General features: G+C 68.6%; 21 protein-coding genes and 4 pseudogenes. 12 read left to right on the forward strand and 13 right to left on the reverse strand.

Translation table 11 applies throughout. From position 1 onward, the window contains the following. Positions 1-39: 39 nt before the first annotated feature. The 5 genes from OG379_RS38985 to OG379_RS39005 all read left to right on the forward strand — a co-directional run bounded on the left by OG379_RS38985 (position 40) and on the right by OG379_RS39005 (position 6,531). The gene (locus tag OG379_RS38985; protein ID WP_405668170.1) at positions 40-1,002 is read left to right on the forward strand and encodes an acyltransferase domain-containing protein; all 963 of its coding nucleotides are present in this window, start codon (positions 40-42) and stop codon (positions 1,000-1,002) included. Positions 1,003-1,035: 33 nt separating this feature from the next. Then, positions 1,036-1,899 carry an SDR family NAD(P)-dependent oxidoreductase gene (locus OG379_RS38990; RefSeq protein WP_393761442.1) on the forward strand — a complete coding sequence of 288 codons (864 nt, stop codon included), beginning with the start codon at positions 1,036-1,038 and terminating at the stop codon, positions 1,897-1,899. 67 nt (positions 1,900-1,966) lie between these two features. Next, complete coding sequence (locus OG379_RS38995; protein ID WP_405668173.1) at positions 1,967-5,722, forward strand: KR domain-containing protein; 3,756 nt, start codon at positions 1,967-1,969, stop codon at positions 5,720-5,722. A 93-nt stretch (positions 5,723-5,815) separates the two neighbouring features. Then, positions 5,816-6,115, forward strand: coding sequence for a hypothetical protein (locus tag OG379_RS39000; protein ID WP_405668175.1), 300 nt, complete (start codon positions 5,816-5,818; stop codon positions 6,113-6,115). Then, positions 6,112-6,531 (forward strand): hypothetical protein, encoded by a 420-nt coding sequence (locus tag OG379_RS39005; protein WP_405668177.1) that lies wholly within the window; start codon positions 6,112-6,114, stop codon positions 6,529-6,531. Before OG379_RS39000 ends, OG379_RS39005 begins: the two co-directional genes overlap by 4 nt. A 393-nt stretch (positions 6,532-6,924) precedes the next feature. On the opposite strand, the pseudogene OG379_RS39010 reads toward OG379_RS39005, so the two are convergent. Both OG379_RS39010 and OG379_RS39015 read right to left on the reverse strand, forming a co-directional pair. Next, positions 6,925-7,234, reverse strand: a pseudogene (locus tag OG379_RS39010) (TetR/AcrR family transcriptional regulator C-terminal domain-containing protein); the annotation flags it as partial. A gap of 477 nt (positions 7,235-7,711) precedes the next feature. Continuing rightward, entirely contained in the window at positions 7,712-8,245 is a 534-nt protein-coding gene (locus OG379_RS39015) for a winged helix-turn-helix transcriptional regulator (RefSeq protein WP_405668179.1), read from the reverse strand. A 93-nt stretch (positions 8,246-8,338) separates the two neighbouring features. Here OG379_RS39015 and OG379_RS39020 point away from each other — a divergent pair, with 93 nt between their 5' ends. Beyond that, on the forward strand, positions 8,339-9,100 hold the full coding sequence (locus OG379_RS39020) for a class I SAM-dependent methyltransferase (RefSeq protein ID WP_405668181.1): 762 nt from the start codon (positions 8,339-8,341) through the stop codon (positions 9,098-9,100). 186 nt (positions 9,101-9,286) lie between these two features. Here OG379_RS39020 and OG379_RS39025 read toward each other — a convergent pair whose 3' ends face one another. Next, on the reverse strand, positions 9,287-9,745 hold the full coding sequence (locus tag OG379_RS39025) for a hypothetical protein (RefSeq protein WP_405668183.1): 459 nt from the start codon (positions 9,743-9,745) through the stop codon (positions 9,287-9,289). A gap of 401 nt (positions 9,746-10,146) precedes the next feature. Between OG379_RS39025 and OG379_RS39030 the strand changes: the two genes are divergently transcribed. After that, on the forward strand, positions 10,147-10,233 hold the full coding sequence (locus OG379_RS39030; protein WP_405668818.1) for a hypothetical protein: 87 nt from the start codon (positions 10,147-10,149) through the stop codon (positions 10,231-10,233). A gap of 16 nt (positions 10,234-10,249) precedes the next feature. On the opposite strand, the pseudogene OG379_RS39035 reads toward OG379_RS39030, so the two are convergent. Then, positions 10,250-11,519, reverse strand: a pseudogene (locus OG379_RS39035) (APC family permease). A gap of 965 nt (positions 11,520-12,484) precedes the next feature. Between OG379_RS39035 and OG379_RS39040 the strand changes: the two are divergent. Beyond that, positions 12,485-12,673 carry a hypothetical protein gene (locus OG379_RS39040; protein WP_405668185.1) on the forward strand — a complete coding sequence of 63 codons (189 nt, stop codon included), beginning with the start codon at positions 12,485-12,487 and terminating at the stop codon, positions 12,671-12,673. Positions 12,674-12,839: 166 nt separating this feature from the next. Here OG379_RS39040 and OG379_RS39045 read toward each other — a convergent pair whose 3' ends face one another. The 3 genes from OG379_RS39045 to OG379_RS39055 form a co-directional block, all read right to left on the reverse strand. Beyond that, positions 12,840-13,133: a hypothetical protein gene (locus tag OG379_RS39045; protein ID WP_405668187.1), complete on the reverse strand. Its 294-nt coding sequence runs from the start codon at positions 13,131-13,133 to the stop codon at positions 12,840-12,842. A gap of 858 nt (positions 13,134-13,991) precedes the next feature. Continuing rightward, positions 13,992-16,304 (reverse strand): glycoside hydrolase family 9 protein, encoded by a 2,313-nt coding sequence (locus OG379_RS39050; RefSeq protein ID WP_405668189.1) that lies wholly within the window; start codon positions 16,302-16,304, stop codon positions 13,992-13,994. A 508-nt stretch (positions 16,305-16,812) separates the two neighbouring features. Then, entirely contained in the window at positions 16,813-16,950 is a 138-nt protein-coding gene (locus OG379_RS39055; protein ID WP_405668191.1) for an SHOCT domain-containing protein, read from the reverse strand. 424 nt (positions 16,951-17,374) lie between these two features. On the opposite strand from OG379_RS39055, the gene OG379_RS39060 reads away from it, so the two are divergent. From OG379_RS39060 to OG379_RS39070, 3 genes and pseudogenes are all read left to right on the forward strand, one after another. Then, entirely contained in the window at positions 17,375-18,169 is a 795-nt protein-coding gene (locus OG379_RS39060) for a hypothetical protein (protein WP_405668193.1), read from the forward strand. Then, entirely contained in the window at positions 18,162-18,548 is a 387-nt protein-coding gene (locus OG379_RS39065) for a GntR family transcriptional regulator (RefSeq protein ID WP_405668195.1), read from the forward strand. Before OG379_RS39060 ends, OG379_RS39065 begins: the two co-directional genes overlap by 8 nt. Positions 18,549-18,574: 26 nt before the next feature. Next, positions 18,575-19,135, forward strand: a pseudogene (locus tag OG379_RS39070) (IS630 family transposase); the annotation flags it as partial. Positions 19,136-19,239: 104 nt separating this feature from the next. Here OG379_RS39070 and OG379_RS39075 read toward each other — a convergent pair. The 5 genes from OG379_RS39075 to OG379_RS39095 form a co-directional block, all read right to left on the reverse strand. Then, positions 19,240-19,632 (reverse strand): hypothetical protein, encoded by a 393-nt coding sequence (locus tag OG379_RS39075; RefSeq protein ID WP_405668197.1) that lies wholly within the window; start codon positions 19,630-19,632, stop codon positions 19,240-19,242. A 16-nt stretch (positions 19,633-19,648) separates the two neighbouring features. Beyond that, on the reverse strand, positions 19,649-20,326 hold the full coding sequence (locus tag OG379_RS39080; RefSeq protein ID WP_405668199.1) for a transposase family protein: 678 nt from the start codon (positions 20,324-20,326) through the stop codon (positions 19,649-19,651). Between the two features lie 295 nt (positions 20,327-20,621). Further along, positions 20,622-21,581, reverse strand: coding sequence for a phosphotransferase family protein (locus OG379_RS39085; protein WP_405668201.1), 960 nt, complete (start codon positions 21,579-21,581; stop codon positions 20,622-20,624). A gap of 75 nt (positions 21,582-21,656) precedes the next feature. Next, positions 21,657-21,788, reverse strand: a complete 132-nt coding sequence (locus OG379_RS39090) for a hypothetical protein (RefSeq protein WP_405668203.1) — start codon at positions 21,786-21,788, stop codon at positions 21,657-21,659. Between the two features lie 842 nt (positions 21,789-22,630). After that, entirely contained in the window at positions 22,631-23,188 is a 558-nt protein-coding gene (locus OG379_RS39095; RefSeq protein ID WP_393766915.1) for a TetR/AcrR family transcriptional regulator, read from the reverse strand. A gap of 76 nt (positions 23,189-23,264) precedes the next feature. Between OG379_RS39095 and OG379_RS39100 the strand changes: the two genes are divergently transcribed. Then, a complete protein-coding gene (locus OG379_RS39100) occupies positions 23,265-23,960 on the forward strand; it encodes an alpha/beta hydrolase (RefSeq protein WP_405668205.1) in 696 nt (231 codons plus the stop codon). 499 nt (positions 23,961-24,459) lie between these two features. Here OG379_RS39100 and OG379_RS39105 read toward each other — a convergent pair. Further along, positions 24,460-24,678, reverse strand: a pseudogene (locus OG379_RS39105) (transposase); the annotation flags it as partial. Between the last annotated feature and the right edge of the window lie 100 nt (positions 24,679-24,778).

Consider the following 24,778-nt stretch of genomic DNA (forward strand, 5'->3'; position numbering starts at 1 on the left):
CGGAGCCACGACGCGGATCCCTCGAAGGCAGCGGAGACGATGCGACCGACCGTGTTCATGTACTCGGGGCAGGGCTCTCAGTACTTCCACATGTCCCGCGAGCTCTACGAGCAGCACCCGCGCTACCGGCTGTGGCTGGACCACTGCGACGACATCGCCTTCCCGGTGCTCGGCACGTCGGTGGTGGACACGCTCTTCGCCCCGGACCGCAGGAAGAGCGATCCGTTCGATTCGCTGGCGGACTCCAACGCGGCACTGCTGTGCGTCGAGTACAGCCTCACCCGGGTCATACAGGAAATGGGGTACCAACCCGACCTCCTGGTGGGCTACAGCCTGGGCGAGATCACCGCGGCCGTGGTCGCGGAGGCGCTCCCGCTGGAGGACGCCCTCTCCTTCGCCGTGGACTTCGCACGGATGCTGGCCGAGCGGACCCCGCCGGCCGGCATGCTGGCGGTCCTCTGCCCGGAGGACATCCTGCGCAGCCACGCCGGGCTGTTCGCCGACTGCTGGGTCACGGGGCGCAACTTCAACGGCAACTTCGTGGTCAGCGGCCGGGTCGAGGCGGTGGCGCAACTCGAAGAAGCCCTGGGGCGGGAGTCCGTCGTCTGCCAGCGCCTCCCGGTCAACTACGGGGTGCACACCCCCCTCATCAGCCCCGTCGAGGATCAGGTGCGCGCCCTCCTCGGCAGCGCGAGCTTCGCCCCGCCGAAGATCCCGATGGTCTCGTCCGCGTCGACGGACCGGGTCGTGGAGCTGACGGCTGACGGCATCTGGGCAGCGATGAGACGCCCGGTGGACTTCGCGCGGACCATCGACAAGATCACTGCTGACGGCGACGCGACCTTCGTCGATCTCGGGCCCAGCGCGACACTCGCGACGTTCGTGAAGTACATCCTGCCGCCGGGCAGCGGCTCCACGCAGGTGCACACGATCAATCGATTCGGACAGGACCTGAGCTCGCTCCGCGAGTTCCAGGCACAGACAGCCGCAACCCGCGACTGAGGGCACGTCGCATTCCAGGAGGGACATCCGTTCATGTCGGACTTGAGCGCCATCAGGACCTATCGGGACGCCACCGCGATCATCACCGGTGCCGCGTCGGGCATCGGCCGTGCGCTGGCCGAGGAGCTCGTGGCCCGAGGCTGCGAGGTCGTCCTGGCCGATCTGCAGCTCGGACAAGCAGAAGAACTGGCCACCGCGCTGCGGGGGACCGGCGGAAAGGCGACCGCCGTTCGGCTGGACGTCACCGACCACGCGAACTTCGAACAGCTGGTGAAGGACACCGTCGCGCGCACCGGGCGCCTCGACTACCTCTTCAACAACGCCGGCATCAGCCACGGCATGGGGGCGGGCGCCCGGCATTATCAGATCGAGGACTGGCGGCGCATGATCGACGTCAATGTTCTCGGAGTCGTCAACGGCGTCCAGGCCGCCTACAACCTCATGATCGCCCAGGGGTTCGGTCATATCGTGAACACCGCCTCGCTGGCGGGCCTGGTCCCGAGCGCGGGGACGACCTCGTACGTCACCACCAAGCACGCGGTCGTCGGGCTCTCGCACAACTTGCGCATCGAGGCGGCCCAGCTCGGAGTACGCGTGAGCGTGCTGTGCCCGGGCGTCATCCGGACCCCACTCATCGAGGGAGGAGTGTACGGCCGCAGCGTCGAGGGAGTGACCAGTGAGATGACGCGGAAGATGTGGGAGGAGCAGAAACCGATACCGGCGGAGGAATTCGTCAAGAAGTCACTCGACGCGGTCGCCAAGAACAAGGGAATCATCGTGGTTCCCGCGGTCTGGAAGCTGTTCTGGTGGCTTTTCAGGTTGTCGCCGACTCTCTGCCTGAACATCGCGACCAAGAAGTTCCGGGATCTCGGCAGTCACGCGGCCTCCAGGAGTTGACCTCGGAAGGTACCGGAGAGCGCACCAAGAAACCTCTGCCGACAGTATGCGAACAGGGAGTACCGATATGACCGATGGGGCGCCCAACCCCCAGCCCAGGCCGGTCCCGCGAGCCCAGGGCGGGTCGGCGAGTGCCTCCACGGCTGCCGTGCCCCCTTCTGCGGCCACCGACTGTTTCTACTCGACGGTATGGGTCGAGGCGGACGCGCCCTCGGGGGTTTCGCTGCCCGGTCCACATCTGCTGCTGTCCGGTACAGCCGTCGGTGTCGACCTGCCGGGCGGGTGGGTCAACCGCGTCGTGCGCGCCTCGGATGCGCTGGACGACGTGCTCGGCGAGCGGGAGTGGGGCTGTGTCGCGGTGCTGAGCGACGGGCGAGAGGCCGATGTCCTGCGGGGGCTTCGAGTTCTGCAGGCCTGTTCGCAGGGGGCCCCCTCGTCTCCGGGAAGAATCGTCTTCCTCCCCGTGTCGGGCGCGGTCGACGATGCGGGACTGTGGGGGCTGTGCCGGACCGCCCGGCTGGAGCGGCTCGATCTGGCGGTCCACTGCATCGAAGCATCGGCGGAGCAGTTGTCACGAGCGCTGACACTGAGCCGGAGTGACCGACTGGAGGAGGAGTACCGGTTCACCGGAACTGGCGTCCTCGAAGTCCCGAGGCTGCGACGGCATTCCCTCGGCGACGAGGGGTTCGCTGCTCGTCCGGATGTGACGTACGTGGTGAGCGGAGGGACGGGCGATCTGGGTCTGGTGGCGGCGGAGTTCCTGGTGGATCGGGGAGCGCGGCATCTGGCGCTGCTGTCCCCGTCGCCCCCCGCCGAATCCCCCGTGCCGCCTGAGGTCGGGGTGTTGCGTCGGTCCGCGCGGGTGGAGTGCCTGACGTGTGATGTGAGTGATCTACGCAGTGTCCGGCGGGCGCAGGACGCCATGACGCGGGCCGGCATGCCGCCGGTGGCCGGAGCGGTGCATGCTGCGGGCGTCCTCGCCGATGGCGTGTGGGCACACCAGTCGGAGTCGCAGCTGAAGCAGGCCTACGGGGCCAAGGTCGACGGCGCGAAGAATTTGCGGAGTGTCTTCGGTCCGCCGGACTTCCTGGTGTTGTTCTCCTCGACCGCCTCGGTCTTCGGGGCCATAGGCCGGACACCGTATGCCGCGGCGAACGCGACGTTGGACGCCCTGGCCGAGTCGTGGTCGCTGCGGGGTGAACCCGTGCTCTCCATCCAGTGGGGCGCGTGGTCCGACACCGGCACCACGGCGCGTCACGAGGCCGCCGAGCGCGCGAGGACCTCGGGTTTCGGAGTGCTCGGCAAGGCGCTGGGGACCACGGCTCTGAACCGGCTGCTCGCCGGGCCCGAGCGGGGAACAGTCTGCGTTTCCCCCGTGGAGTGGGACAGAGTGTCGCCGGCCAACCGTTTCGTGTCACGTTTCACCGCCACCGCCACCGCCACCGCCACCGCCACCGCCACCGCCACCGCCACCGCCACCGTTATCGCCACCGCCCCCGCCCGGCAGACGGCCGAGGCACCGGTAGCGGGCCCGGGCGATGTCCCTGCGCCGAAGGAGCCGGCCTCTTGGGTGCCCGCTGCTTCGCAGACACCGGCTTCTTCGCGTCTGCCGATCCTCGTCATAGGGGCAGGCATGGGCGGTATCAGCTTCGCCCGCCGACTGGAGAAACTGGGCGTCGCAGCCATCGTTCTGGAGAAACGGGACTGTGCGGGCGGTGTGTGGAGCTCGCTCGCCAACGCGGATTCCCGAGTCCAGATCGATTCTCCGGCGTACAGCTTCGACAGCGCGTCGCCCACGACGCGTGGTGACCACCGATGGCGAGCAGTATTCCCCGGCAGGGACGAGGTCCTCCAGCAGTCAAGTTCCGTGTCGTCCGAGCTCAAGGAGCCCGTGCACTTCAACTGCGAAGTGATGTCCGTCAGGAAGGTCCGAGAGCAGGAGTACGAGGCCGAATACCTTCAAGGGGGCGTTGCCAAGTCCGTCCGGGTCTCGGGTGTCGCGGCGCTCACGGGTGGGCTGCACCAGCCCGTGCAGCATCGCTTCCGTGAAGAGCATCTCTTCGCCGGGCATGTCGGGCTCGGGGTCGCCGATGACACGCCACCGGAGACGTTCAAGGACGCATCCGTGGTGATCGTCGGACACGGCGCTTTCGCCCTGGAGAACATGCGGACCGCCCTGGAGAACGGTGCGCGCCATGTGACGATCATCTGTCGGCGACGAAACCTCGTCGTGTCGACTCTCTGCAACTGGGTGGTCAACTCGAGCGAGGGGCCGACGCCGCTCAACGACGTGGTCGGCATCATGCGGCCGTTCTACGACCTCTGCGGTGTGGACATAGAGGCTCTTCCTTCGCTCTCCCGTGAAGCGGACGGAAGTTTCGTGCTGGACCAGTCCACGGTTCCGGCGGCCTCGGATGTGTACTTCCTGGCGCAGGCGCTCGGCAAGGTGACGGTCATGGAGAGCGAGATCGACCACGTGGCGGCTCACTCGGTCGTCACGTTGGACGGGAAGGAGGTGGAGGCCGATGTGCTGCTCAAATGCCTGGGATCGCACACGGACCGGAGCGTCCTGTCGAAGATCTTCGGTAACGACAGCACAGTGGAAGGGCTCTGGGTCGACGGAGACCCCAACCTGTTCACCTACAACGACGGCGCGCAGATTCCCCGGAGGGCGAAATCCCTGCTCTGTTCGAGCTATGTCTTCTTCCTGCAGGCATTCGCTGAAGCGTATCTGCATTTCCGGGACAACCCCGCCGAGCTGAAGGCGTTGTTCGAGAGGAGTTCTGTCGAAAGCCCGGAGAAGTCCTCCTCCGAGAGTCTGCTGGTGGAGTTGTGGGACTTCATCGAGCGGGCGAAGAAGAACGTGGCATCGCGAACCGTGGAACTCTGCCCGTTCGACCGCTTCCAGAAGGAGAGGGAGGCGGAGTGGCAGATGTACGCCGCGCTGATGGGGGAATCGCCAACGGGGGGCGAAGGACTTTGGGGTGTGATGTCCCCGACCCTGTCGCTGCTTCACCGAAGGAATCCTTCCTTCCCCGTGGAGCGACGTGTCAGGCATACCGACTTCGGCTCCGTGAGCATCTTCGTGCCGCGCCGGCACCGGGTGCTGTTCCTGCCGGGGCAGGGGACTGATGGGCGCCTGGCGCGCGCCATGCTGAGGAAGACTGGCTGGACCAGGCGCGAGGACCTCGAGTTCGTCATCCCCGACGCGCCTTACCCGATGCCGGCGTTCGCCGGCGCGGACCAACTCGAAATCCGGGGCCTGGACTCCCTGGTCGAGGAAGGTCTCTACGATGTGGCGGGTACCTACCGGGAGTGGAGAGCGGGTTTTCCGGAGCTGTGGCAACAACACCACGGCCCGTCGGCCGGCGTGGAGATCGCTGATCCCGAGAGGTCTCTGAACCAGGCGCTGCAGTACCTCAAGTCGGTGGCAGAGGACCATGGACCGATTGAGGGCGTCGCCGGGTTCGGTGAAGGCGCTGCGATCGCCTCTGCGGCTCTCCACTGCCAGGCACGCGGGCGGGACGTGGGGCTGGGTGATGTACGGTTCTTCATCGCGATGTCCGCGTGGCGGTCACCCGCCCACGAGCGGGCGGGGATATTCGAGAAGACCCGGCCCATCGATGTTCCCGTGCTCCAGACGCTGGGCGAGAGAGAGGCGGCTGTCTTTCAGGCCGCTGCCCCGGCGTTCGCCCAGGACTTCCGCAGGGTGTTCGCATACAGGCACTTCGGAAAGCACGCCTACCCTTCGCTTACCCGCAGCCTCGATCAGAACCTCAATCGTCTGCTCGACGCCGCCTTCAGCCCCTCAGGTGACCTCTGACCTCGATCCCGGGGGATTCCCGCCGTGAAGCTTCCCCTTGATCGTGGACACCTGGAAACGGGGACCCTGAGGTTCCAGAGGAAGTAGCGCCAGGTGGGCAACAAGTACACGAAGCGGTACACCGAGGAGTCCAAGCGCGACGCGATCGCGCTCGTCGACTCCTCTGGCAAGACGGTCACCGCCGGTCGCCCGGGAACTCGGCATCAGCTCGGAGTCCTTGCGCGGCTGGTACCGCCGGGCCAAAGCCGACCGGGGCGAGGGCGCCCCGGTCGAGCTGGCCAGCGCCGAGCGCGAGGAACTCGCCGGCTGTGCAAGGAGAACCGCGAGCAGCAGCAGACGATCGAGATCCTGAAAGAACCGACGGCCTTCTCCGTGAAGGAGAGCGATCGGTGACCGCTTTGTACCGGTTGATCCACGCGGAGAAGGCGAACTATCCGGTCACGCTGCTGCGGCGGGTGCTGCACGTGACCCGCTCCTCCTACTACGCCAGCCTGGACCTCCCCGACGACGTCGGCATGCCACCGGCGCACTACGCCGTCTACGTCGAAGCCCGCCGTGCCGACCCCCGCCAGGGTTTCACCCTGCTCCGGCTCGGCCCGTACACCCAGGCCCAGGACGCCTCCTGGGACGCGGACCGGATCGACGCCGCGCTGGTGGGGCGGGCGACCACAGTCCGCCCAAGGTTCAAGGTCGCCGCGAGGCGGGCCCGTTCGCCGTCAGCGACCACCAGCAGTTCACCGACCCGTACGAGACCGACGTCGTCACGCTCCTGGCCGCCGCCCTATCAAGGCAGGCCACCTGAGGGGTAACTACGCGCGGGGTGCCCGTTCCGTCGCCGATTCCGGGCACACGAACCAGCCGGCCACCCCGGGTCGCCCGCCACCCTGCCACACCCTCGATGACGGCGAGATACGGGCAAGTGCGGCTATTGAGACTTGCGGAATACTCAAGGGGCCGAGGGTGCGCCGACAGGCCCGCAACCGCCGACAGCGCCTGGCCGCCGATGCCCGGGCCGCGCTACAGCACCGCCGCGGCCACGGTCGGAGACACCGTCTACATTCCCGGCGGCGGCACGGCCGCCGGGCGGGTCCCTGGTCGCCGATGATGGCTACTGGCCGCCACAGCGCTGACCGGCAGTCTCCAGCAGCGTTCCGGGGGTCCAGGGGTGGGCGCCGTCCGCACCTGCGGCGGCGCCGGAGCCCTCAGGAGTGCTGCGGTTCGCCGGCACTGCGGCCGTAGCGGGCGAGCATCGTTGTGACCGCCTCCTCGACTGCGTGGGCGACGTCGGCAGGTGTGGGGCTCCAGTCGGCGAGCAGCATCCTTGGCCACAGGACGTAGTTGGCATCATGCCGAGGAACTGGTTGGTGGCGCTTTCCGCGTCGGGTCCCACCGCAGTGCCCGCGGCATGCTCGGCCTTCAGGTAGTGCTGGACGGAGATGAAGTAGGGGGCAGCTTGCCCAGCTCGAACTGAGCCCGTCCCAGTTCCGGGAAGCGCGGCAGTTCGGCGATGACGTCGCTGTCCACCAGGAGGGCGTCATCGATGCGCCGAGCCGTGCCAGTCTTCCGCGTCTGCGGGTACCTGCATCGCGGTGTCTGTGGCGGCCTCGGCGGCCCCCTGCGCGAGAAGGGCGTGGGTGACCGAGGCCATCATCGGCGGCGTCACTGCCTCACTCCGTCGCCCCCACGTCCTGCTTCTGGGACGCTTCGACACCCATGGACGCTTGCGGCTGGTCGGGAAGACGCTCCCGCTGAAGTCGAATGCAGCCGCCGAGGTCGCCGACCAGCTCACCGTGGCCGGGCGCCAGGCCATCCATGGACCGGCGTGCGGTTCAGAGTCCACTGGGGGAGTCGCGACATCCTCGACCCGGCCTTCGTCGAACTCTGGCGCGTCGCGGAGCTCAGTACGGACAGAGCACAGGATCGCGGCGTGAGGCATCGTCCGCTGCGATAGGTCCGTCACGCCGGCCTCCTCAGCCACGGCGACAATCGTCAGAGCTCCGTCGGAGTGCTGAGGTGTGCCCTGCGCCCCCGCTCGGCGATCAGCGGTCCCAAGAGTCGCGTGCCTGGCCCCACCCGTCCGCCGGGGCCGGGCAGTTGTGTCGTGTCGGCCACCGTGAGTGGCTCCCGGCAGTCATTGCAGGCCACGACCGGCGTGGTGACGTGTCCGCAGGCGTCGTGGCGGATCCGGGCGGGCGGCCCCGCGGGTTCCGAGTACCACTTGTCGCCCCAGGCCATCAGCGCCAGCAGGACGGGGTAGAGCTCTTGGCCCTTTTCCGTGGCCACGTACTCCTCGCGCGGCGGGCTGGCCTGGTATCGCTCGCGCGTCAGCACGCCCTCCTCGACCAGCCGGGTCAGCCGCGCGGCGAGGACCTTGCGAGACAGGCCGAGGTCGTCCGCCAGCTCGTCGAAGCGGCGGATGCCGATGAGGACGTCGCGCATGATCAGCGCCGTCCAGGCGTCGCCGAACAGATCGGTCGCGCGGGCGATCGAACACGCAACGGCGGAAAGGGGGGTGCGGGTCACGCTTCCATCGTATCGACGACAGGTTCCCTGAGGGAACCCGTCGATGCTAGGTTCCCTCAGGGAACCTGATCCTCCACGTCGAGGGAGCCTGACATGACCGCCGCCCCGCACATCGCCCTCGACTCTGCCTCGGCCGTCGACGGCCGCCACATCCGGGCCATGGCCTTCCAGTCCGTACGGCTGGAGTACCTGCAGCACGTGCTGTCGGAGCTGAGCCTCGCGGCGGCCGGCAGCCGGGCACTCGTCATCGGCAGCGGGCGCGGCCTTCTGGCCCGCCGCCTCGCCCAGCTCGGTTTCGAGGTCGTCGCCGCCGACCCGTCCCCCGCCGCGACGGCCCTCGCCCTGGACGCGGACGATGGTGTCGGCGTCACGTACCTGACGACGCCCGCGGAGGAACTCGACCTGCCGGGCGACTCCTTCGACCTCGTGTACTGCGCCGACACCCTCGAGATCACCGAACGGCCGGACGCGGTCCTCGCGCAGGCGGCGCGCGTGCTTCGCCCAAGCGGGGCCTTCGTCTACGACACGGTGAACCGCACCCCCGTGTCCCGCCTCATCTACCTCGTCGCTTTCCAAGCCTTCCCGGGCACACGGATCATGCCCCGCGGCCGCTACGCCGCACACCGGCTGCGCCGCCCGGCGGAGCTCGCCGGGTCCCTCGACCGGGCAGGGCTGTCCGCAAGGGATGTCTCGGCGTTCAAGCCGCGCGACGTACGCAGTCTGGTGCGCGCGACGCGCGGGCGCAGGCGTGGCACGCTGACCGACGAGCAGCTGCCGGAGCTCTTCGACATGGTGCTCGAGCCGGAGGGCAACCCGGTGGTGACGTATCTGGGGTATGCGCTCTCCCAGGCATGAGCCACACTCCCGGCCCCGGACCGGCAATTCCCCGTACGCACCCCAAAGGGCATCGGTGGTTTTTACCCGGCCGGACCTCGCCATGACGCCGTAACACGATTACGAAGCGGCTCTCTTCAGGCGGCGCCGGCAGATCAGGCTGTAGGCCAACGAGACGAACGTGTCGTGGAGTTCGAGGCGACGTTCTCAGCGCACAGCCTGGCGCTTGAACTGATGAAGCAGTGTGGAGGGCCCGACGTAGCGGAGCTTGCCCAGGCCCTTGATGTGCGCAGGACCGCCTGGGAAGACCAGGGAGGTGAGAAGGAGTGCGGCCAGCAGGCCCAGGGACGCGGCCAAGGTGACGGCGCGGTGCCCTGCGCGTACGGCGCTGTACACCGCGACCAGGTAGGAGACGGCGAGCACCTCGAACCCGGCCGCCTGGTAACCCACAGCGGACAGCCCGGCGACGGCCACCACCACGAGCGGTGCCTGACGGCGCGCGGCCAGCGCCAGCGCGCCAGCCGCCAACAGCGCCAGGCCGAGCACCTCGCGGCCCCCGGACGGTTGGGGCCCGGACAGTCCGGTGCCCAGCAGAAGTGCCGCCACCCCCGCAGCGATCGACCAGTCGGTGACCTTGGCCGGAACAGTGAACCGCCCCTTGTTCATGGGGGCACCGTAACCGGACGCGGTGGCTGGCGAGTCCGGCCCACGGACGAGCGGCCGACTACTGCGGGCGCGGTATTTGCGCGCCGCCTGCCGTATCCGCAGTACCCGGCTGCCGCACCTGCGGCAGGGGAAAGTGCCTGCGCCTGCTGGACGACCCGCAGGGGGACGGGGCGCATTCTCAAGACGCATCACAGCTTGGGTTCAGCGACGTAGAAGGAGGAGAGCGGTATGAGCACTTCGGCAGTACTGATAGCGCCGGCTGAGGGCGGGATCATCGGCGACGGGCGGACGGGGGCCAACCTGGCCATCGGGGCAGGGGCGCTCGGCACGGTCCTCGCGGTGCTGCACCTGGCCACCTCCAGCGGGGCCCCGGTACCGGCAACGGGCTCGTCGGCGCCGTCGTGGCCGTCCCACTGGGGCTGGGCGCAGTGTTCCTCGGCCGCGGGGCGCTGACCCGTTTGCGCCGCGCCGGCCAGACCATCGGATGACCGTCTGACCAACAGGTCACGGCGTGCGGGCGGCCACCGCGCGCCGGACCCCGGAGGCGGCGGCACCGAGGGCCAAGACCGCGGCACCCCAGATCACCGAGGACAGCGGGAGGGCGAAGGCCATGATGAGGCAGCCAGCCAGCCCGAGGACAGGAATCACTCTGGCCGGGCGGCCCTCGTCCGGCGTGAGCGTCCAGGCGGAGGCGTTGGCGATGGCGTAGTACGCCAGGACGCCGAAGGAGGAGAACCCGATCGCCCCGCGCACGTCCGCCGTCGCGGCGACCACGGCCACCACCGCGCCCACCAGGAGCTCGGCGCGGTGCGGCACGTTGAACTTCGGGTGGACCGCGGCCAGGCCGTGGGGCAGGTGCCGGTCGCGGGCCATGGCCAGGGTGGTGCGCGAGACGCCCAGGATCAGCGCGAGCAGCGAACCGAGCGCGGCCCCCGCCCCACCCACGCGCACCACCGGCACCAGCCAGTCGGCCCCCGCCGCACGGGTCGCGTCCGACAGGGGCGCGTCAGCCTGTGCCAGACCCTGCGGGCCGAGGACGCCCAGCACGGAGATGGCGACGACGGCGTAGACGACCAGGGTGATACCGAGGGCGATCGAGATTCCCCGGGGGATGGTGTGCTGCGGGTCGCGGACCTCCTCGCCGAGGGTGGCGATGCGCGCGTACCCGGCGAAGGCGAAGAACAGCAGGCCCGCCGCCTGGAGCACCCCGCCGAAGGCTACGTCGTCCCCTACACCGAGCCGGGCCGCACTCGACGCGGAAGAGGTGAGCGAGGAGACCGCCACGGCGGCGAGCACCGCCAGGACCACGGCCACGATCACCAGGGTCAGCAGTGCCGACTGCTGCACCCCGGCGTAGTTCACCGCGGTCAGCGCCACCACCGCCGCGACCGCGACGGCATGCGCCTGGCAGGCCACACCTACGAGCCGACCGTGATGGCCATAGCCGCGCAGGAGGCGGTCTTGCCCACCACGAAGGCCCCCCGGCGAGGTAGCCCCAGAAGTCGCCGAGCCGTTTGCCGCCGTAGACGTAGGTGCCGCCGGAGGCCGGGTAGCGGGCGGCGAGCCGGGCGGAGGAGGTCGCGTTGCAGTAGGCGACCACCGCGGCCGGGGCCAGGCTGATCAGCAGCCCGGAACCGGCCGCGGTCGCGGCTGGCGCGAGAGCGACGAAGATACCCGCGCCGATCATCGACCCCAGGCCGATCACCACGGCGTCGGAGACCCCGAGCTGCCGGTGCAACTCCTGCGGCCCGGCTGCCTTCGATGGCTTGCTCATGGACCCACTCCCCGGCAACACGTCCGCATCCCTTACGGATCCCGATATCGGCTGACGTGAGCCCTCGCTCCGCCATCAGTGGACCTCAGGCCATGGGCTGTGCGTACGGTGAGTCTCATAAATGGTTGTTTGTGAGAGCCCCGAACCGGAACCACGCTGCCGCTAACCGCTGTGCCGATGTTCCCTGAGGCCGGTGTCGGACCGTCGGCCGCAGGGGCGCAGCGAGGGCCATGCGCGACCGGCGGGGCGGCGCTGCGCTGGCCTCACGGGGGACTGCGGCGGCCCAATGGGCGCCGCAGAACCAGACACCGAACGGGGCGCCCACCATCTACTCCAGCATCAGGCGCGCACGGTTGCGCCCGCCGCCCGCGGGAGGCGGGCGGCCACCATGGGACAGCTCCTTGCGGGGGAAAGCGCGTCGAACTTGTCCGTGCAAGCGATCTCGCGCGGATTTTCTGGACGCCCGGGCGCAGGGGATGCTGCTGCTCCCTGCCCGATGGCACGGGAGGCGGGCGGGTCGGGCCGGCGCACGCTTGCGCTACGACGAGGGAGGCTTCGGCGGGCGGCGGAGGGTGGCCATGAGCACGGCGGTGGCCCAAAGCAGCGCGCCCAGGCCGGCGCCCACCGCACCCAGCGTTCTGATGATCTCCCACGCCGTGTTCTCCGTCAGGTGGCAGCCCGGGTTGCATACCCACGATTGGGCGCCGTCCGTCCGCGCGCCCGCGAGAGCGGTTAGACCTAGCAGCAACAGGGCGAGGCCGGACCAGAACATCCTGCGGGCGGCTGTCTCGTAACCTCGCGAGCGAGTGTCGACCATATCGGCCACGGTCCCACCCCGGTGAACGGGTCGGCAATGGTGCCGTGGCGGTCAAACTGGTAGGGGTGGCGGTGCTCGCGGGCGGTCGCGGCGACTTGCAAGGGGCTAACCCCTCGGTGCGGCACAGTGCGTCAGGCGCTGTCGCCCAGTGGAGCCGGCCCGGGTTGCCGGGCTGTCCCTCGTAGTCGGCTCGCCCGCCGGGCCCGCGGGCGCCGAGCTCGGTGATGAGCGCCGCGCCGTCCAGCAGCTGCTGCACGCTCCACTCGGTGACATCGAGGCGCTGCCCGTCCAGCGGCCCACCAATCAGCGCCCGCGTACCGGTGCCTGGCAGCCTTGACGTCGGGCTCGCTCCCTTAGATCCTCTTCCGCGCATCCTCGCGGCGGCTGGCCGGCCGCGCCGTGGGCGGGTTCGGGAGCTCGCGGGTATCTGGCTCCCTTCCTGTTCTGTATACCGGGCGTTCGGCTCGCTCGATGACTTCGAGGGTGCCGCCAGCCGTGCCGAATCAGAGAGTGTCGTTGTCCGGGCCTCGTGCCCATTCCTCGCGCGGCCGTATGCCTGCGAGAATCCTTTGGGCCTCGTCGCGGACACCGTCATCGCCATCCGTCACCAGCTCCCGCAGCTGCTTGATCAATCGGTCTGCGCCCTCGGTCGTCATCCAGTCCGGGTCGCAGTTCAGTGCCGCTTGGATCTCGTCTGCCGTCGAGGGCTCGGCAGCGTAGCTCCTGGCCAGCAGGACTTGGCGTAGGCCAACGGTGTCCTTGCGTGCCAGCAGTGCTTCGGCTGTCTGCGACGTCACGGCAGTGTCCTACGTGTCCAGGAGGAGATGGTGGAGGACGTCTGCCACCTCGTGGATCCTGTCCGATATCGCGAGCTGCCGCCCGGCTGCGGCTCGAACCGACCAGGCCGGAGAGCGGGCATTCTTGATGGCCACGCTCAGTTCTTGATCGTCGGGGGACACCATGCTCCCAGCTTGCCAGGGAAGCTGTTGATCTCGCGTCCATGGCTTCCAGCCGCGCTGTTGCCCGGCTTTGGTCTGAGCGAGCCGGTACGACTCTGTTCCGGACTCATCGCGTCGTTGCGGGTTCGCGCTGAGTTGACCCTGCCATGGTGAGTAGGCCCCGGGGCGTGGTGAGTTTTCCGGCCGGCCACTCACCACCGCACGTCACAGGCGGGTACAGCCACTCACCACGACATTGCTCCCCGTGCACGTGGGGACGATCCGGCGGTTGCCCAATTGGGCAAAAATGATCTTGACCTGTTCTCCGCGCATGCGGGGATGGTGCCTTTGTGCTTGGTCGGTCTCAGGCGTATTTCTGGATCTTCCGGGAGGAACCTGGAAGAAACTCCGAACGGTCCACACTGGCGCGGCTTGAGCGGCACACTCGGTCTTGGCGCAGAGGAGTCCTTGGACCTTCCTGACCTTCCTGCAGGAGTTCTCCCCCGCCAGGCGCCTCGGGTCGGGCTGCGTGTCCACTCGTCTGGGTTGAAGTGCTGCATATCCTGTCCGGCTCTCCCGGAGGCACGCTACGCGACCTGGGTGCGGAGCCCGTTCACGGGCGGGACTACGCGGGCTTGGGGCACTGCATGCCCTGAGACCGCGATCGTGCGGGGCGGAGGCCGACGGAACGGCCTCCGCCCCACGTGGTTCAGGTCGTCAGGAGCAGCTGACGCCGTTCAGGGTGAACCCGGTGGGCGCGGAACCGGGTGCCCCCGATCCCTGGAAGCCGAACGAGGCCGAACCGCCGGGCGGGACCTTCCCGTTGTGACCGGCGTCGGTGGCGGTCACGAGAGTTCCGGACTGGGTGGCGGTGGCGTTCCAGGCGCCGGTCACCTTCTCGGAACCGCTGAAGGTCCAATTGAGGCGCCAGCCGTCCACAGCTGTGCTGCCGGTGTTCTTAACGGTTACGTCGGCGGTGAACCCGCTGCCCCACGACGAGCCGACCTTGTAGGTCGCCGAGCAGCCGGCACCGGCGGACGGAGTCGAAGTCGGCGTAGGCGTCGGAGTGGGGGGCGGGGTCGGCGTGGGAGTGGGCGTGGGAGTCGGGGTCGGGGAGGGGGACTCACCGGGATCGCCGTCGGGCAGCTCACCCCACCGCTGTGACGTTCCGTCTAGCAGCACCAGCCTCGGCGCGTCCACCGGGGTGGAGCCCGGTGTCGTCGGCAAGCCCGCGTACGACCAGTCGTTCGATGGGTCCCAGGTGCCCGAGGAGGCGACCCGGAACTGCACTTCCTTGCGGTAGGCCGACTGCCCGGCCGGGGCGATCACGGTGTTCGAGCAGTCCACGCTGATGTAGTGGACGTCCCCCTCGTACTGCTTGGCGCCGGAGGCCGTGCCGCACTGGTTGTAGTTGGTGGTCACCGTGATGTCTGCCGGCGAGACCCCAGGCTCCAAGGTGAAGTAGTAGCGCAGCGAGGCCTTGGCCAGCGGCCTGGCTGGCCAGGCCGACTTGTTGACCAGGTACGCCTTGATCTCGGTGAAGTTCGCCCCGGACGCGTTCACCGACGCCTGGGCCAGCACTTCGGGCCCGTCCGGTGTCTCGGCCCGGGGGAACGAGGTGAGCGGGGCACCGCCGTACTCGGCGTACAGCCGGGCGAGGGCACCGGTGAAGGCGGCGTTGTAGTCGGTGGCGACCTCGTTGTTGACGTAGTTCTGCCGGTCGTCGGTGTAGGAGTCGTCTGCGGCGCCCGGCCCGCCGACGAGTGCGCCGTACAGGACGTGGCGAGTCTCGATGGGGTTGGTCATCTGGTCGGTCCACGACCCGTGCGCGGTCCGGTGGTGCGGCTTGGTGGGCGGGGTGGCGCCGAAGCCGACGACATAGCTGGCCTTGCGCGGGTTGTCCCCGAGGGCGTAGTTGATCTGGCGTACCGCGAAGTCGTGGTAGCGGGCCTTGCGAGTCGCGTCACCGGAAAGCCAGTCGCTGTAGGAGAGCGCGGCGAAGGCCGTGTTCGCCGCGTAACGCAGCGATCCCCAGGAGTCCAGCACGGCCTGGCCGCCGGGGGAGTACGCCACCTTGGCGCCGTTCACCCCGGTCGTCCACCAGTCGAGCCAGCGGTTGGAGTCGTCGATGTACCTCTGCTTCCCGGTGAGCTTGGCGAGCATCACGTACGAGCCGTACGAGGTGTCGTCCCAGGAGAGCGTCCACCGGTATGAGCGGGTGGAGGTCTGCGGCTCCCTCGACAGGCCGTCGTAGTAGGTCTCGGCCTTGGCCAGGTAGGTGGCGTCACCGGTGGCCTTGTGGAGCCAGATCGCGCCCCACACCAGCTCGTCCTGGTAGCCGCTCCAGGAGTTGTAGTACGACTTCGCGTCTGTGATGCAGTCGCTGTACTTGCCGCGGTAGGTGTCGGCGAATGAGTAGAGCTGCTTCGCGTGGGTGAGGAGCTTCGCCGCGTACGCCGGGTCGTCGTCGGTGAAGAGCATCGAGGAGGACGCCATCGCGGCGGCCGTCTGCCCGGCGAGGTCGGTGCCGGGGCAGGAGGCGTCGATCTTGTACGCGGGCCGGGCCATGGACATCACTTCGGCGGGGCCCCACCACTTGTGGTCGTCGCCGCCGTTGCCGACCTGCCCGTAGAGCACGTTGGCGGAGGGGTGGGCCTTGACGAAGTAGTCGTTGACGAAGCGCAGGTTGTCCTTCAGACGAGCCAGCTGCCCGGACGCGGCGTAGGCATCCCTCTGCTCGATACCGCCCCAGGCGAGCACCGTGGCGCTGTAGGCCATCGGCAGGCCGAACTTCACGTGGTCGCCGGCGTCGTACCAGCCGCCGGTCAGATCGAGCCCGACGTCCTTGCCGTCGTCCATGCCGGAGTCGCCACGCCAGGAGACACGGTTGTCCTCGGGAAGTTTGCCCGAGCGCTGGGCCTCGTAGAAGAAGAGCGACTTCTGCAGGGCCTCGCCGTAGGCGAACGCCGGGGCTGCCTGGGCCGGGGTGGCGGCCAGGGGCATGAGTCCGCCGGCGAGCAGCGCGGCCACGCCGGCGAGGGTGCCCCCCAGGCGGGAGCGGCCGGTGGTGCTCGGCGGAGAGTGGCGGGATATCGATCTGTGGAACGCGTGGGGAAGGGAGGGCAGTCGCAACGGATCGTCCTTCGGTGCGGCGGGCGGCGTGGGGTGCCCGTGGTCGTACCGGCCCGGCGGATGACACGCCGGACCGGGTCGACGGGGCGGGGGTGCGGCTCGTGCGGAAGTGCGGCGTGCGGGTGCTGAACGGTGCAGATGCGCGGCTCGTGCGACGGGGCCGGCGCGGCGTGACACCAGCCCACGCGGAAGCGTCGACAGCCCGGAGCGACGTCCGGCGCGACGGGCGTGGGAGCGCTTCCATGGACGTGCTCATGAAGCCAGCGCGGGGCCCGCCCTGTCAACGGGGCACGCAGGAAGAGAGTGGACTTGCGGGGGCAGGGCGTCCTTGGCCGGAGCTCGGCGGGCGTGGTTCGACGGGGGTTCGGTCGGCGGGACAGGGGGCGCCGGACGCCGGGGCCCGGCGTCAGGAGTTCAGGATGCGGGCCTTCTCGGCGGCGAACTCCTCCTCGCTGAGCACCCCTTGCGCCTTGAGCTCGGCGAGCTGGGTGACCCGGTCTGCGATGGTGCCCAGCAGGCCGGGGCGTCCGAAGCGCTGAATCATGACTGGCCGTCTCCTTCGTCTGTGGGTCAGTTGCCGTCGAGCATGACGAGTGCCGAGCAGCGGGGGGTGAAAGCCTCGGATGGGGCATCGTCATCGACACGGGCGGTCTGCTGCTGACGGTCCTGGTCAACGCGGCGAGCGTGCAGGACATCGAGAGGGTCGCTGTTGTGGTACCGCACCCCGGCGAGGGCTAGGGACCCATACGTCTTCGGAATCACCCCCACCGGTTAGAACCACGCCGTACCCACCGCGGACCGCCTCCCCCTCGAACCGACCGCCTCCCCGTCCGCGCGTCACGGGAACCGCACCGCTTCGGAACCCGTCTTCCCCTCGCGCCGCCTTGTATCGAATGCTTGACACAAGATCCCCAGCCACGGCACCTTGTACTCACTGCTTGATACAAGATGATCCGGGGGATCTCCGCATGCTCGACACCGCCCCGCCCCAGTACCGGTTGCTCGACCACGCCGACCACTACGCCCGCTGGTCCGGTCTGGCCATCGGCCTCGTGGTCGCGCAGGCGCTGTCCACACTGGGGGACGTCGAGTTCGAGCAGCGCGTCGTGTTCTGCCTCACGGCCTTCGGCCTGTGCGCGGTGGCGGGTGTCCTGCTCGCCGACGCCCTGACCCTGCGCCCCCAGGAGGCGGTACGCACCGCGAGTCTCGCACCACGCCTGGTCAGAGACCATGTGCCGCCGCACATGGGTCCCCTGATCGCCCTCCAGGGGCTCTCCCTCGTCGTCCTGCTGGTGATCACGGCCGCCACGGCCTCCGTCGACCCCGACCGCGTCTTCAGCATGGGAAAGGTCCTCACCCTCACCTGCAATGGGATGCGGGCGACCACTGGCCCCTGGCCCGGCCTGTACTACACCCTGCCGATGTTCGGCGCGCTCGCCATAGCCACCCCCACCTGCGTCTGGGCCCTGCGCCGCATCGCCCACGGTCCGGGTGAGGAGCAGCAGCGCCGCGACCGCGCGTGGGCGGTCACCGGCGCCTGGGGCCTGTTGGTGTCCAGCCAGCAGTTGTACGCCGTGCTGATGGTCTCCCTCGCGCTGACGGAGACTGGCTGCTCCGGCGCGCTGGGCGTGCTCACCTTCTGGGTGTTCTACCCGCTGGCCCTGCTGAACCTGTTCACCGCCGTCTGGTCCCTGGCCACCGTGGTGGCACCGCGGGCCGTCGCCGACGAAGCGGCGGCAGAGGGGTCCTACGACGATGAGTGAGGCCGCCGTCCGCGTCGACACCACCAGCCAGGTCCCGCCGTACGAGCAGATCCGCGCGCAGCTCGCCGCACTGATTGTCACCGGGCGGCTGGCCGAGGGTGACCGGCTGCCGACCGTGCGCCAGCTGGCCACGGACCTCGGGCTGGCACCGGGCACCGTCGCCCGCGCCTACCGTGAGCTGGAGGCTGGCGAGCTGATCCGCACCCGTCGGGGGGCGGGTACCCGGGTGGCGGCGCCGCCCATCGGCCCGGCCCGCCCGCATGCTGTCCAACTGGCTACTCTCGCCCGTGACTTCACTTCTTCCGCCCGCGCCCTGGGCGCCGACACCGAGGCCATTCTGGCCGCCGTCCGCGACGCCTTGGGCCCGGACCGTGCCTAGTGACCTGAGTCGGAGGTTCGTCGTTCTGGCGGGCGTTCGCGCTCGCCCCCCACCGCTCACAGACTTTCAAGCTGTCCACGGACCCGTTCTTCATCGACAAGGCCCGCGACGTCGTGGGCCTCTACCTGGACCCACCGGAGCGAGCTCTGGTCCTCTGCGTGGACGAGAAGTCGCAGATCCAGGCCCTGGACCGGTCCCAGCCCGTGCTGCCGATGATGCCGGGCGTCCCGGAACGCCGCAGCCACGACTACATCCGTGCCGGCACCACCACCCTGTTCGCGGCGCTGGAAGTGGCAACCGGCTAGGTGATCGGCTCACTGCACCGCCGCCATCGGGCAGTCGAGTTCAAGAAGTTCCTGGCCAAGGTCAACAAGGAAGTACCAGCCGGCCTCGAGGTGCGCCTGATCCTCGACAACTACGCAACCCACAAGGCACCCGAGGTCAAGAAGCGGCTGCTGGCCCACCCTCGATTCGACCTGCACTTCACACCCAATAGCTCGTCCTGGCTGAACCTGGTGGAACGGTGGTTCGCCGAACTCACGCAGAAGAAACTCAAACGCGGCATCCACCGTTCCGTCCAGGCCCTGAGCCTTTTCCAACCTCAGACTGAGGCTTGGTGAAGGACAAGAACGGTCTTCACGAGGTTGTTCCCGGTGGCACGCACCAGGGATTGGGCCCCTCGTCCGTTCCTTCAGGAAGCCCGGATCGCCCGATCGATCTCCGCGCCGGTACGGGCCACGATGACGGGCCACTCGTCCTTGAGGGCGGCAGGCAGAAGGTCGCGGTCCTCGTCCCGCTGAATCATGGTTGGTCCGCCCGGGACGACGAGCACGGCATCCAGCCGGCGTAGCAGGATGGCCAGGAGGTCCATGATGCCGTTGCCTCCGAAGCGATTGAAGGTGATGTTGCCCGGGCTGGAGAAGAACACACACGCCTCCTCCCTCTCCGCCGTACGCACCTGCAGGAAGTTCGTCCGGGAGTCCCGTGCCACCACATAGGGGTTGAGGACCTCCTGCGCAGTACGCATGTCCAGCGGCGTCGGCTCACCGTTGTCGAACCGGCATACGAAGATGTCAAAACTCATGAAGTCTTTTCTAGCCTCAGGTTGAGGCGTGGTGAAGGACGACGACGGCATTCAGGATGTCAGTGATCCGGTTGGTGCTGCAGCGGAGTTTCCGCAGAAGGCGCCAGCCCTTCAGTGTGGCCATGGCCTGTTCGACGAGGCAGCGGATCTTGGCGTGGCTACTGCTGTGCCGCCGCTTCCAGCGCTTGAGCCGACGGCCCCAGAAGGGCACCCGGACCGGGCGACCGGCGCCCTGGTAAGCCTTGTCCGCCCAGCACTTCACGTCGGCCTCGGCGAGTGCGTCGATGATGCCGTGGTACCGGGCGGCGGTCAGGTCATGGGTCGATCCGGGCAATGCCGGCGAGGCCCACAGCAGTCGGCCGAACGGATCGGTGAGGACCTGGACGTTTATGCCGTGGCGTTTGTGTTTTCCCGAGTAGTACGGGGTGTCGGCGGCGATCCGGTCGATCGGCAGCAGGGTGCCGTCCAGGATTACGAAGGCTTGCGCCCGTATGGTCTTCGTTGCCTCGGTCAGGGTCGGCGCGGCGGCGGCCAGGACGTCGATCACCTCACGTACGCATCGCAGGGCCTGACGCCCGCCGACAGGTAGGCGTCGCCACCGAGTCCCGATCTCTCGTTGCCGGGCGCGCAGCCGTTTGGTCAGGAAGTGCAGGGTGCGGCTGGACAGATCGATCGACGAGGGGTGAGCAAGCACGTGAAGCTCCTGAAGCACACGGATGTTCATGGTCGACGACCCGTCTACCAGGACCTTCGTTGCTCCGCGGAGCTGGCAACCTCCAACACATCACCGCCGCCGTCAGATTGGAAAAGGCTCACTGCAGCCTGAGAAGTGAGGAGCATCGGCCCGGAGGGGCCTCGCACTGGCGGGTTCAGAGCGGCCGGGTCTCGAGGATGTCCTGTCTCGCTGAAGCCGAGGCAGTCTCGGTCCATGCGAGGCATGAGGTCGTACGTCTCGCTCGATTCCGGGCATCTGCTGCTGGGTCCCAGTGTCAGCCCGGCGCGTCCATCAAGGCGGTGACATAGGCATCCAGCCGCTCCTCCACGGATCGCGTCGTCAGCTCCGCCCTCCCAGCCTCCCGCCATGGCTGGGACACCGACCGCACTTCTTCCGAGGCGGCCAGCGCGTCCCGCACCCGCCAGTACAGCCGCTCGCTCGCCGTCGCGGCCAGTACCCCGCGGGACTCCTCGTACGCCTCGGCGAACCGCATACCCCACGCCGGGCCGTGCAGCAGCGCGAGATTGACGGAGCAGTGCGCCACATCGAGATCCACCGGACCCCAGGAGGCCGCTGCCCAGTCGACGACGCCGGTGATCCGGGCATCTTCCGGGTTTGAAGGCGGTACGTCGAACAGCACGTTGCCGGGCTGGAAGTCCCGGTGCAGGAAGCGCCCTTCACAGGGCGGCGCGGGCTTGCGGATCACGTCGATCGCCTCGCTCCATACGGCCGCGTCGGCGCCCTTCGGGACGATGACGGTGTCGGCGGTCGTCAACGTCACATATTTTCGGGGCCGCTCGACGGGTCGTAACGCGTGGATCGCCACGAGTTGGCGGGCCAGCAGGCGAACACGCGTCTCCACTTCCTGATCGTCGAGGACCGTCCGGCCCGCCAGATGTGTCATCAGGAGCGACGGAAACTCGCACTGCGCGGCGGTCGGATCAACCGCGACCAGTGAAGGAGCCGGCACGCCGGTCCCCGTGAGCAGGGTCAGGGCGCCAGCTTCCGCATACAGCCCGCCCTCGGCGTGCTCCAGGTAGAACGGGTCGACGTAGGTCCGCAGCACCAGGTCACGGGTGCCTCCGTCCCGCGTCCCAATGGTCAGCCTCCGCATCTCGGCGGTGATGCCGCCGTGCAGCGCCACGGCCTTGACGATCCGCTCGCCGGCCTCCAGGTGCCGGCTCACCCAAGCCAGTGTCAACGGCCGGACAGTTGCCGCCTCATCGTGGTTCATCACCGTGCCACCTCATCATCCGGACGGCGGCACGCGCGAAGGTTTTTACGGGTGGCGACGGGCGTGCGGCTGAAGTCAGCAAGCCGCCAGCTTCCGGTGCAGGGCGACGGCGTGAAGGCTCCAGCCGGTCAGCGGCACGGCGGCGAGCGTGGTCAGGAGCAGAGCGCGCTGTGCGGAACCGGTGCCTAAGGGCAGGGCGGAGTCCATACTGGAATCTCTCTCGTCTCGTAAGGGATGAGGAGCCCGGGACGGCCGTCGGTTGCCAAGCAAGGCGGCTGTCCCGAAAGTCATACTGCGGACAGCTCAGGCCAGATCCGGCCGGATGGCTGGGGACGGTCAGGGCCCGGCAGTGTCGATACACGCGCAACGCGGTGCCAGGAGAGCCGTCAGCGGCTTAGCCCCTGGATCTCCGGACCCGCCGCAGTCGCGGCACGAGGCGTTGGCGCCCCCGGGTCGAGGCCCCGTGAGTGCCCGCAGTGTGTACACCGAGCGCGATCGAAGACATCGCCGGTGTCGGGGTTTTGTACCTGATACTCCTCAGCGCCGGCCCCGTCCCGGGGGCAGCGGATCGTGCTTGCTGAAGTGGGGATCCGTGCGGTGCCACGGTCGCGGTCGCGTCGGGGGTCCCAGCGGGTGCAGTGCGTGTGGACGTGGCCGTTGGCGCTACGCACGGTGATCTGCCAGATCGTCGGGTGTTTGCCCTGCTCCTGCTCGAAGCCCTCAAACCCGGCGAGACCAGTGAGCGGCATGACAGAACCCTGAACCTCTTCAGATTCCTCTGCTTGGCCAACTGCGGCATTTGCCGCCCCTTGCCGCCATCGAAGGCCCTGATGACGATGTCGTCAATGCAGAAATCGTTGAGTGACGGGATCGTGGGATCGCTAACCCCGTAGCCCAGTTGTCTGCCTGAAGTCGAGCATGCCGAGGTCGACCATGCCGTGGCGTGGAACGTGCAGGAACCCTCCGGTCCGCCGGTCTGACCGAGAGGAGACCTGCTGCTACACCGCCCGGCGGGACACCATCTGGGACGAGGAGAATCGTGCCTGAGCCTAGCCCCTGGACAGGTGCTCGACTGCGCCGAGGAAGTCGCGGAAGGCCCGGTCGGTGCGGGTGGTGTCGCCGGTGGCGTCGAGGTCCATGAGGAGACCACGGATGACAGCGAGAACGAGCGTCGCGAGATCCGGCCGGCCGATGCTGCGCAGGCCGTCCTCGAGCGGCCCGAGCCAGTCGGTCGTCGCGGTGCGCCGGAAGTTGGGCCACAACTGCTGCTCCGCGCTCTCGCGCAGCTGACCGAACATCCGCAGGTACGGCTGCCCGTCCGGGCCGGTGATGGAGGTCCAGGCGCGGTTCAGGGTGGCCGTGTACGGCTCGTCGGGTCGCACCCGCAGGAGGTCGCCGAATGTGTCGAGCTGACGTTGCCGTGCGTGCCCGAGGACGGCCCGCAACAGTGCGTCGCGGGTGCCGAAGTGATAAATCAGCATGCGGGCTGACGTGCCGGTGGCGGTGGCCAGCGGCTCGAGCCGGTCGGGGAGGCCGTGCGCGAGGGCGTGGTCAGCGCAGGCATCGAGCAGCCTCTCCTTGATGTGCGGTTGCGGTCGTCTACCCACCGCCTCACTTTTTCACGTAACGGCTATTACGTCTATCGTCGGCAGGGGGGCAGTCACGGCAGACGTGGAGGTAGCGATGAGGGTCGTGTTCGTGCATGGGGCGGGCGTGCGGGACGGGTCGTGGTGGTGGCACCGCACCGCCGAGCTGCTGCAGGAGCGAGGGGTGCCGAGCGTGGCCCCGGCGCTGCCGAGCTGCGGCGAGGCGGGCCTGCCCGGCGGCGTCGGCGGTCCGGGGCTGCCCGAGGATGTTGCCGCTGTGCGGCAGGTGCTGCAGGACAGCGACGAGCCGACCATCGTGGTCGCCCACAGCTACGGCGGCATCATCACCGCGGAAGCCGCCGCGGGAATCGGGTCAGTACGCCACCTGCTGCTGGTCTCCAGCTACCTGCCCGAGGTCGGGCAGAGCCTGTCGGAGTTCGGGGACGGCAGCCCTGCCCCATTTCTCGACGTCGACCCCGACGCCGGCACATTCGGGGTCCGCCCCGAGCTGCTCGTGGATACATTCCTGCAGGACTGCGATCCCGAGGTCCAGGCCCAGGCGGCGGCCCACCTCGCCCGGCAGAGCGTGCAGGTGACCGGGCAGCCGGTCGGGGCGGCCGCATGGCAGCAGTTGCCCTCTACGTACCTCATCTGCGCCCAGGACCGGGGCACCCCGCCGCGGCTGCAGCGCGAGTTCGCCCGTCGGGCCGGCAGCATCGTCGAACTCGACGCCGGACACCACCCGTTCCTGTCCCAGCCCGCTGCGGTCCGGGACCTGCTGCTGAGCCTGTGACGGCAGCTGCGGACGAGCCGGGCCGGCGATCCGAAGGCCAGGAGACCGTCGTGAGTGCCGAGGAAGAACTGCTGTCAAGGGCCTACCTGGCCTACAACGGGCAGGACGTCGACGGCCTGCTACTCAACCGTATCCGCCCGATTCTCGGCGAGTCCTACGGAGACCCCGAGAGGGCCGACGACTTGACGGGTGCAGAGAAGGTTCGTATGGGCACATGGTTGAGGCAGGTAAGGGTCCACTTTGTGCGTTGGCAAGATGTATGGAACGCACCCAGGGGCGATCGCGGCTACTGGATGCCGTCGGCGAAGCAGCGATGGTGCTGTCGTTCCAGGAGGACCGCACGTTCGCCGCACTCAAGGCGGACGAACTCGCCGTCGTGTTCTGGAGCAATCTCGCAGTGCCATCCGTGGCTTTGCCTGCCGCGCTTGTAGCAGTCCAGGCGGAAGCGGTGTTGGGGTGCTCTCCTGAATGCTGGATCTACTCGTCGACTGATCAACGTTCATGCTGGTGTGACGGGCATGTCCGTTTCGATTCGCCAGGTTGGTGCGGATTCTCCCGTCAGCTCGCGGGACATTTTGTTAGCCATTGCCCAGTGGATCATTGTCCCGGACCTCTGTGGCAGGGCTTCGTAGTCCCGTGCCAGACGGCGGTGCTGCATCAGCCAGCCGAAGGTCCGCTCGATCAACCACCGCTTCGGCAGCGGCTCGAATCCCTTCGTCCGCGGTCGCTGTGACCGGGGTCTTGGAAGACCTGCTCGGCGACCGGCTGGGCGGACTCGCTGACGTGCACCACTATCCGGTCGATGGGGTGGTCCTGGG

The organism is Streptomyces sp. NBC_01166, assembly GCF_045039765.1.
Taxonomy (GTDB): domain Bacteria; phylum Actinomycetota; class Actinomycetes; order Streptomycetales; family Streptomycetaceae; genus Streptomyces.

What these genes read in the sequence shown, in the direction of transcription:
- OG379_RS38985 (WP_405668170.1), top strand. Translation starts at nt 40, where the DNA reads ATGCGACCGACCGTGTTCATGTACTCGGGGCAGGGCTCTCAGTACTTC.
- OG379_RS38990 (WP_393761442.1), top strand. Translation starts at nt 1,036, where the DNA reads ATGTCGGACTTGAGCGCCATCAGGACCTATCGGGACGCCACCGCGATC.
- OG379_RS38995 (WP_405668173.1), top strand. Translation starts at nt 1,967, where the DNA reads ATGACCGATGGGGCGCCCAACCCCCAGCCCAGGCCGGTCCCGCGAGCC.
- OG379_RS39020 (WP_405668181.1), top strand. Translation starts at nt 8,339, where the DNA reads ATGACCGCCGCCCCGCACATCGCCCTCGACTCTGCCTCGGCCGTCGAC.
- OG379_RS39025 (WP_405668183.1), bottom strand. Translation starts at nt 9,745, where the DNA reads ATGAACAAGGGGCGGTTCACTGTTCCGGCCAAGGTCACCGACTGGTCG.
- OG379_RS39055 (WP_405668191.1), bottom strand. Translation starts at nt 16,950, where the DNA reads ATGATTCAGCGCTTCGGACGCCCCGGCCTGCTGGGCACCATCGCAGAC.
- OG379_RS39060 (WP_405668193.1), top strand. Translation starts at nt 17,375, where the DNA reads ATGCTCGACACCGCCCCGCCCCAGTACCGGTTGCTCGACCACGCCGAC.
- OG379_RS39065 (WP_405668195.1), top strand. Translation starts at nt 18,162, where the DNA reads ATGAGTGAGGCCGCCGTCCGCGTCGACACCACCAGCCAGGTCCCGCCG.
- OG379_RS39075 (WP_405668197.1), bottom strand. Translation starts at nt 19,632, where the DNA reads ATGAGTTTTGACATCTTCGTATGCCGGTTCGACAACGGTGAGCCGACG.
- OG379_RS39085 (WP_405668201.1), bottom strand. Translation starts at nt 21,581, where the DNA reads ATGAACCACGATGAGGCGGCAACTGTCCGGCCGTTGACACTGGCTTGG.
- OG379_RS39090 (WP_405668203.1), bottom strand. Translation starts at nt 21,788, where the DNA reads ATGGACTCCGCCCTGCCCTTAGGCACCGGTTCCGCACAGCGCGCTCTG.
- OG379_RS39100 (WP_405668205.1), top strand. Translation starts at nt 23,265, where the DNA reads ATGAGGGTCGTGTTCGTGCATGGGGCGGGCGTGCGGGACGGGTCGTGG.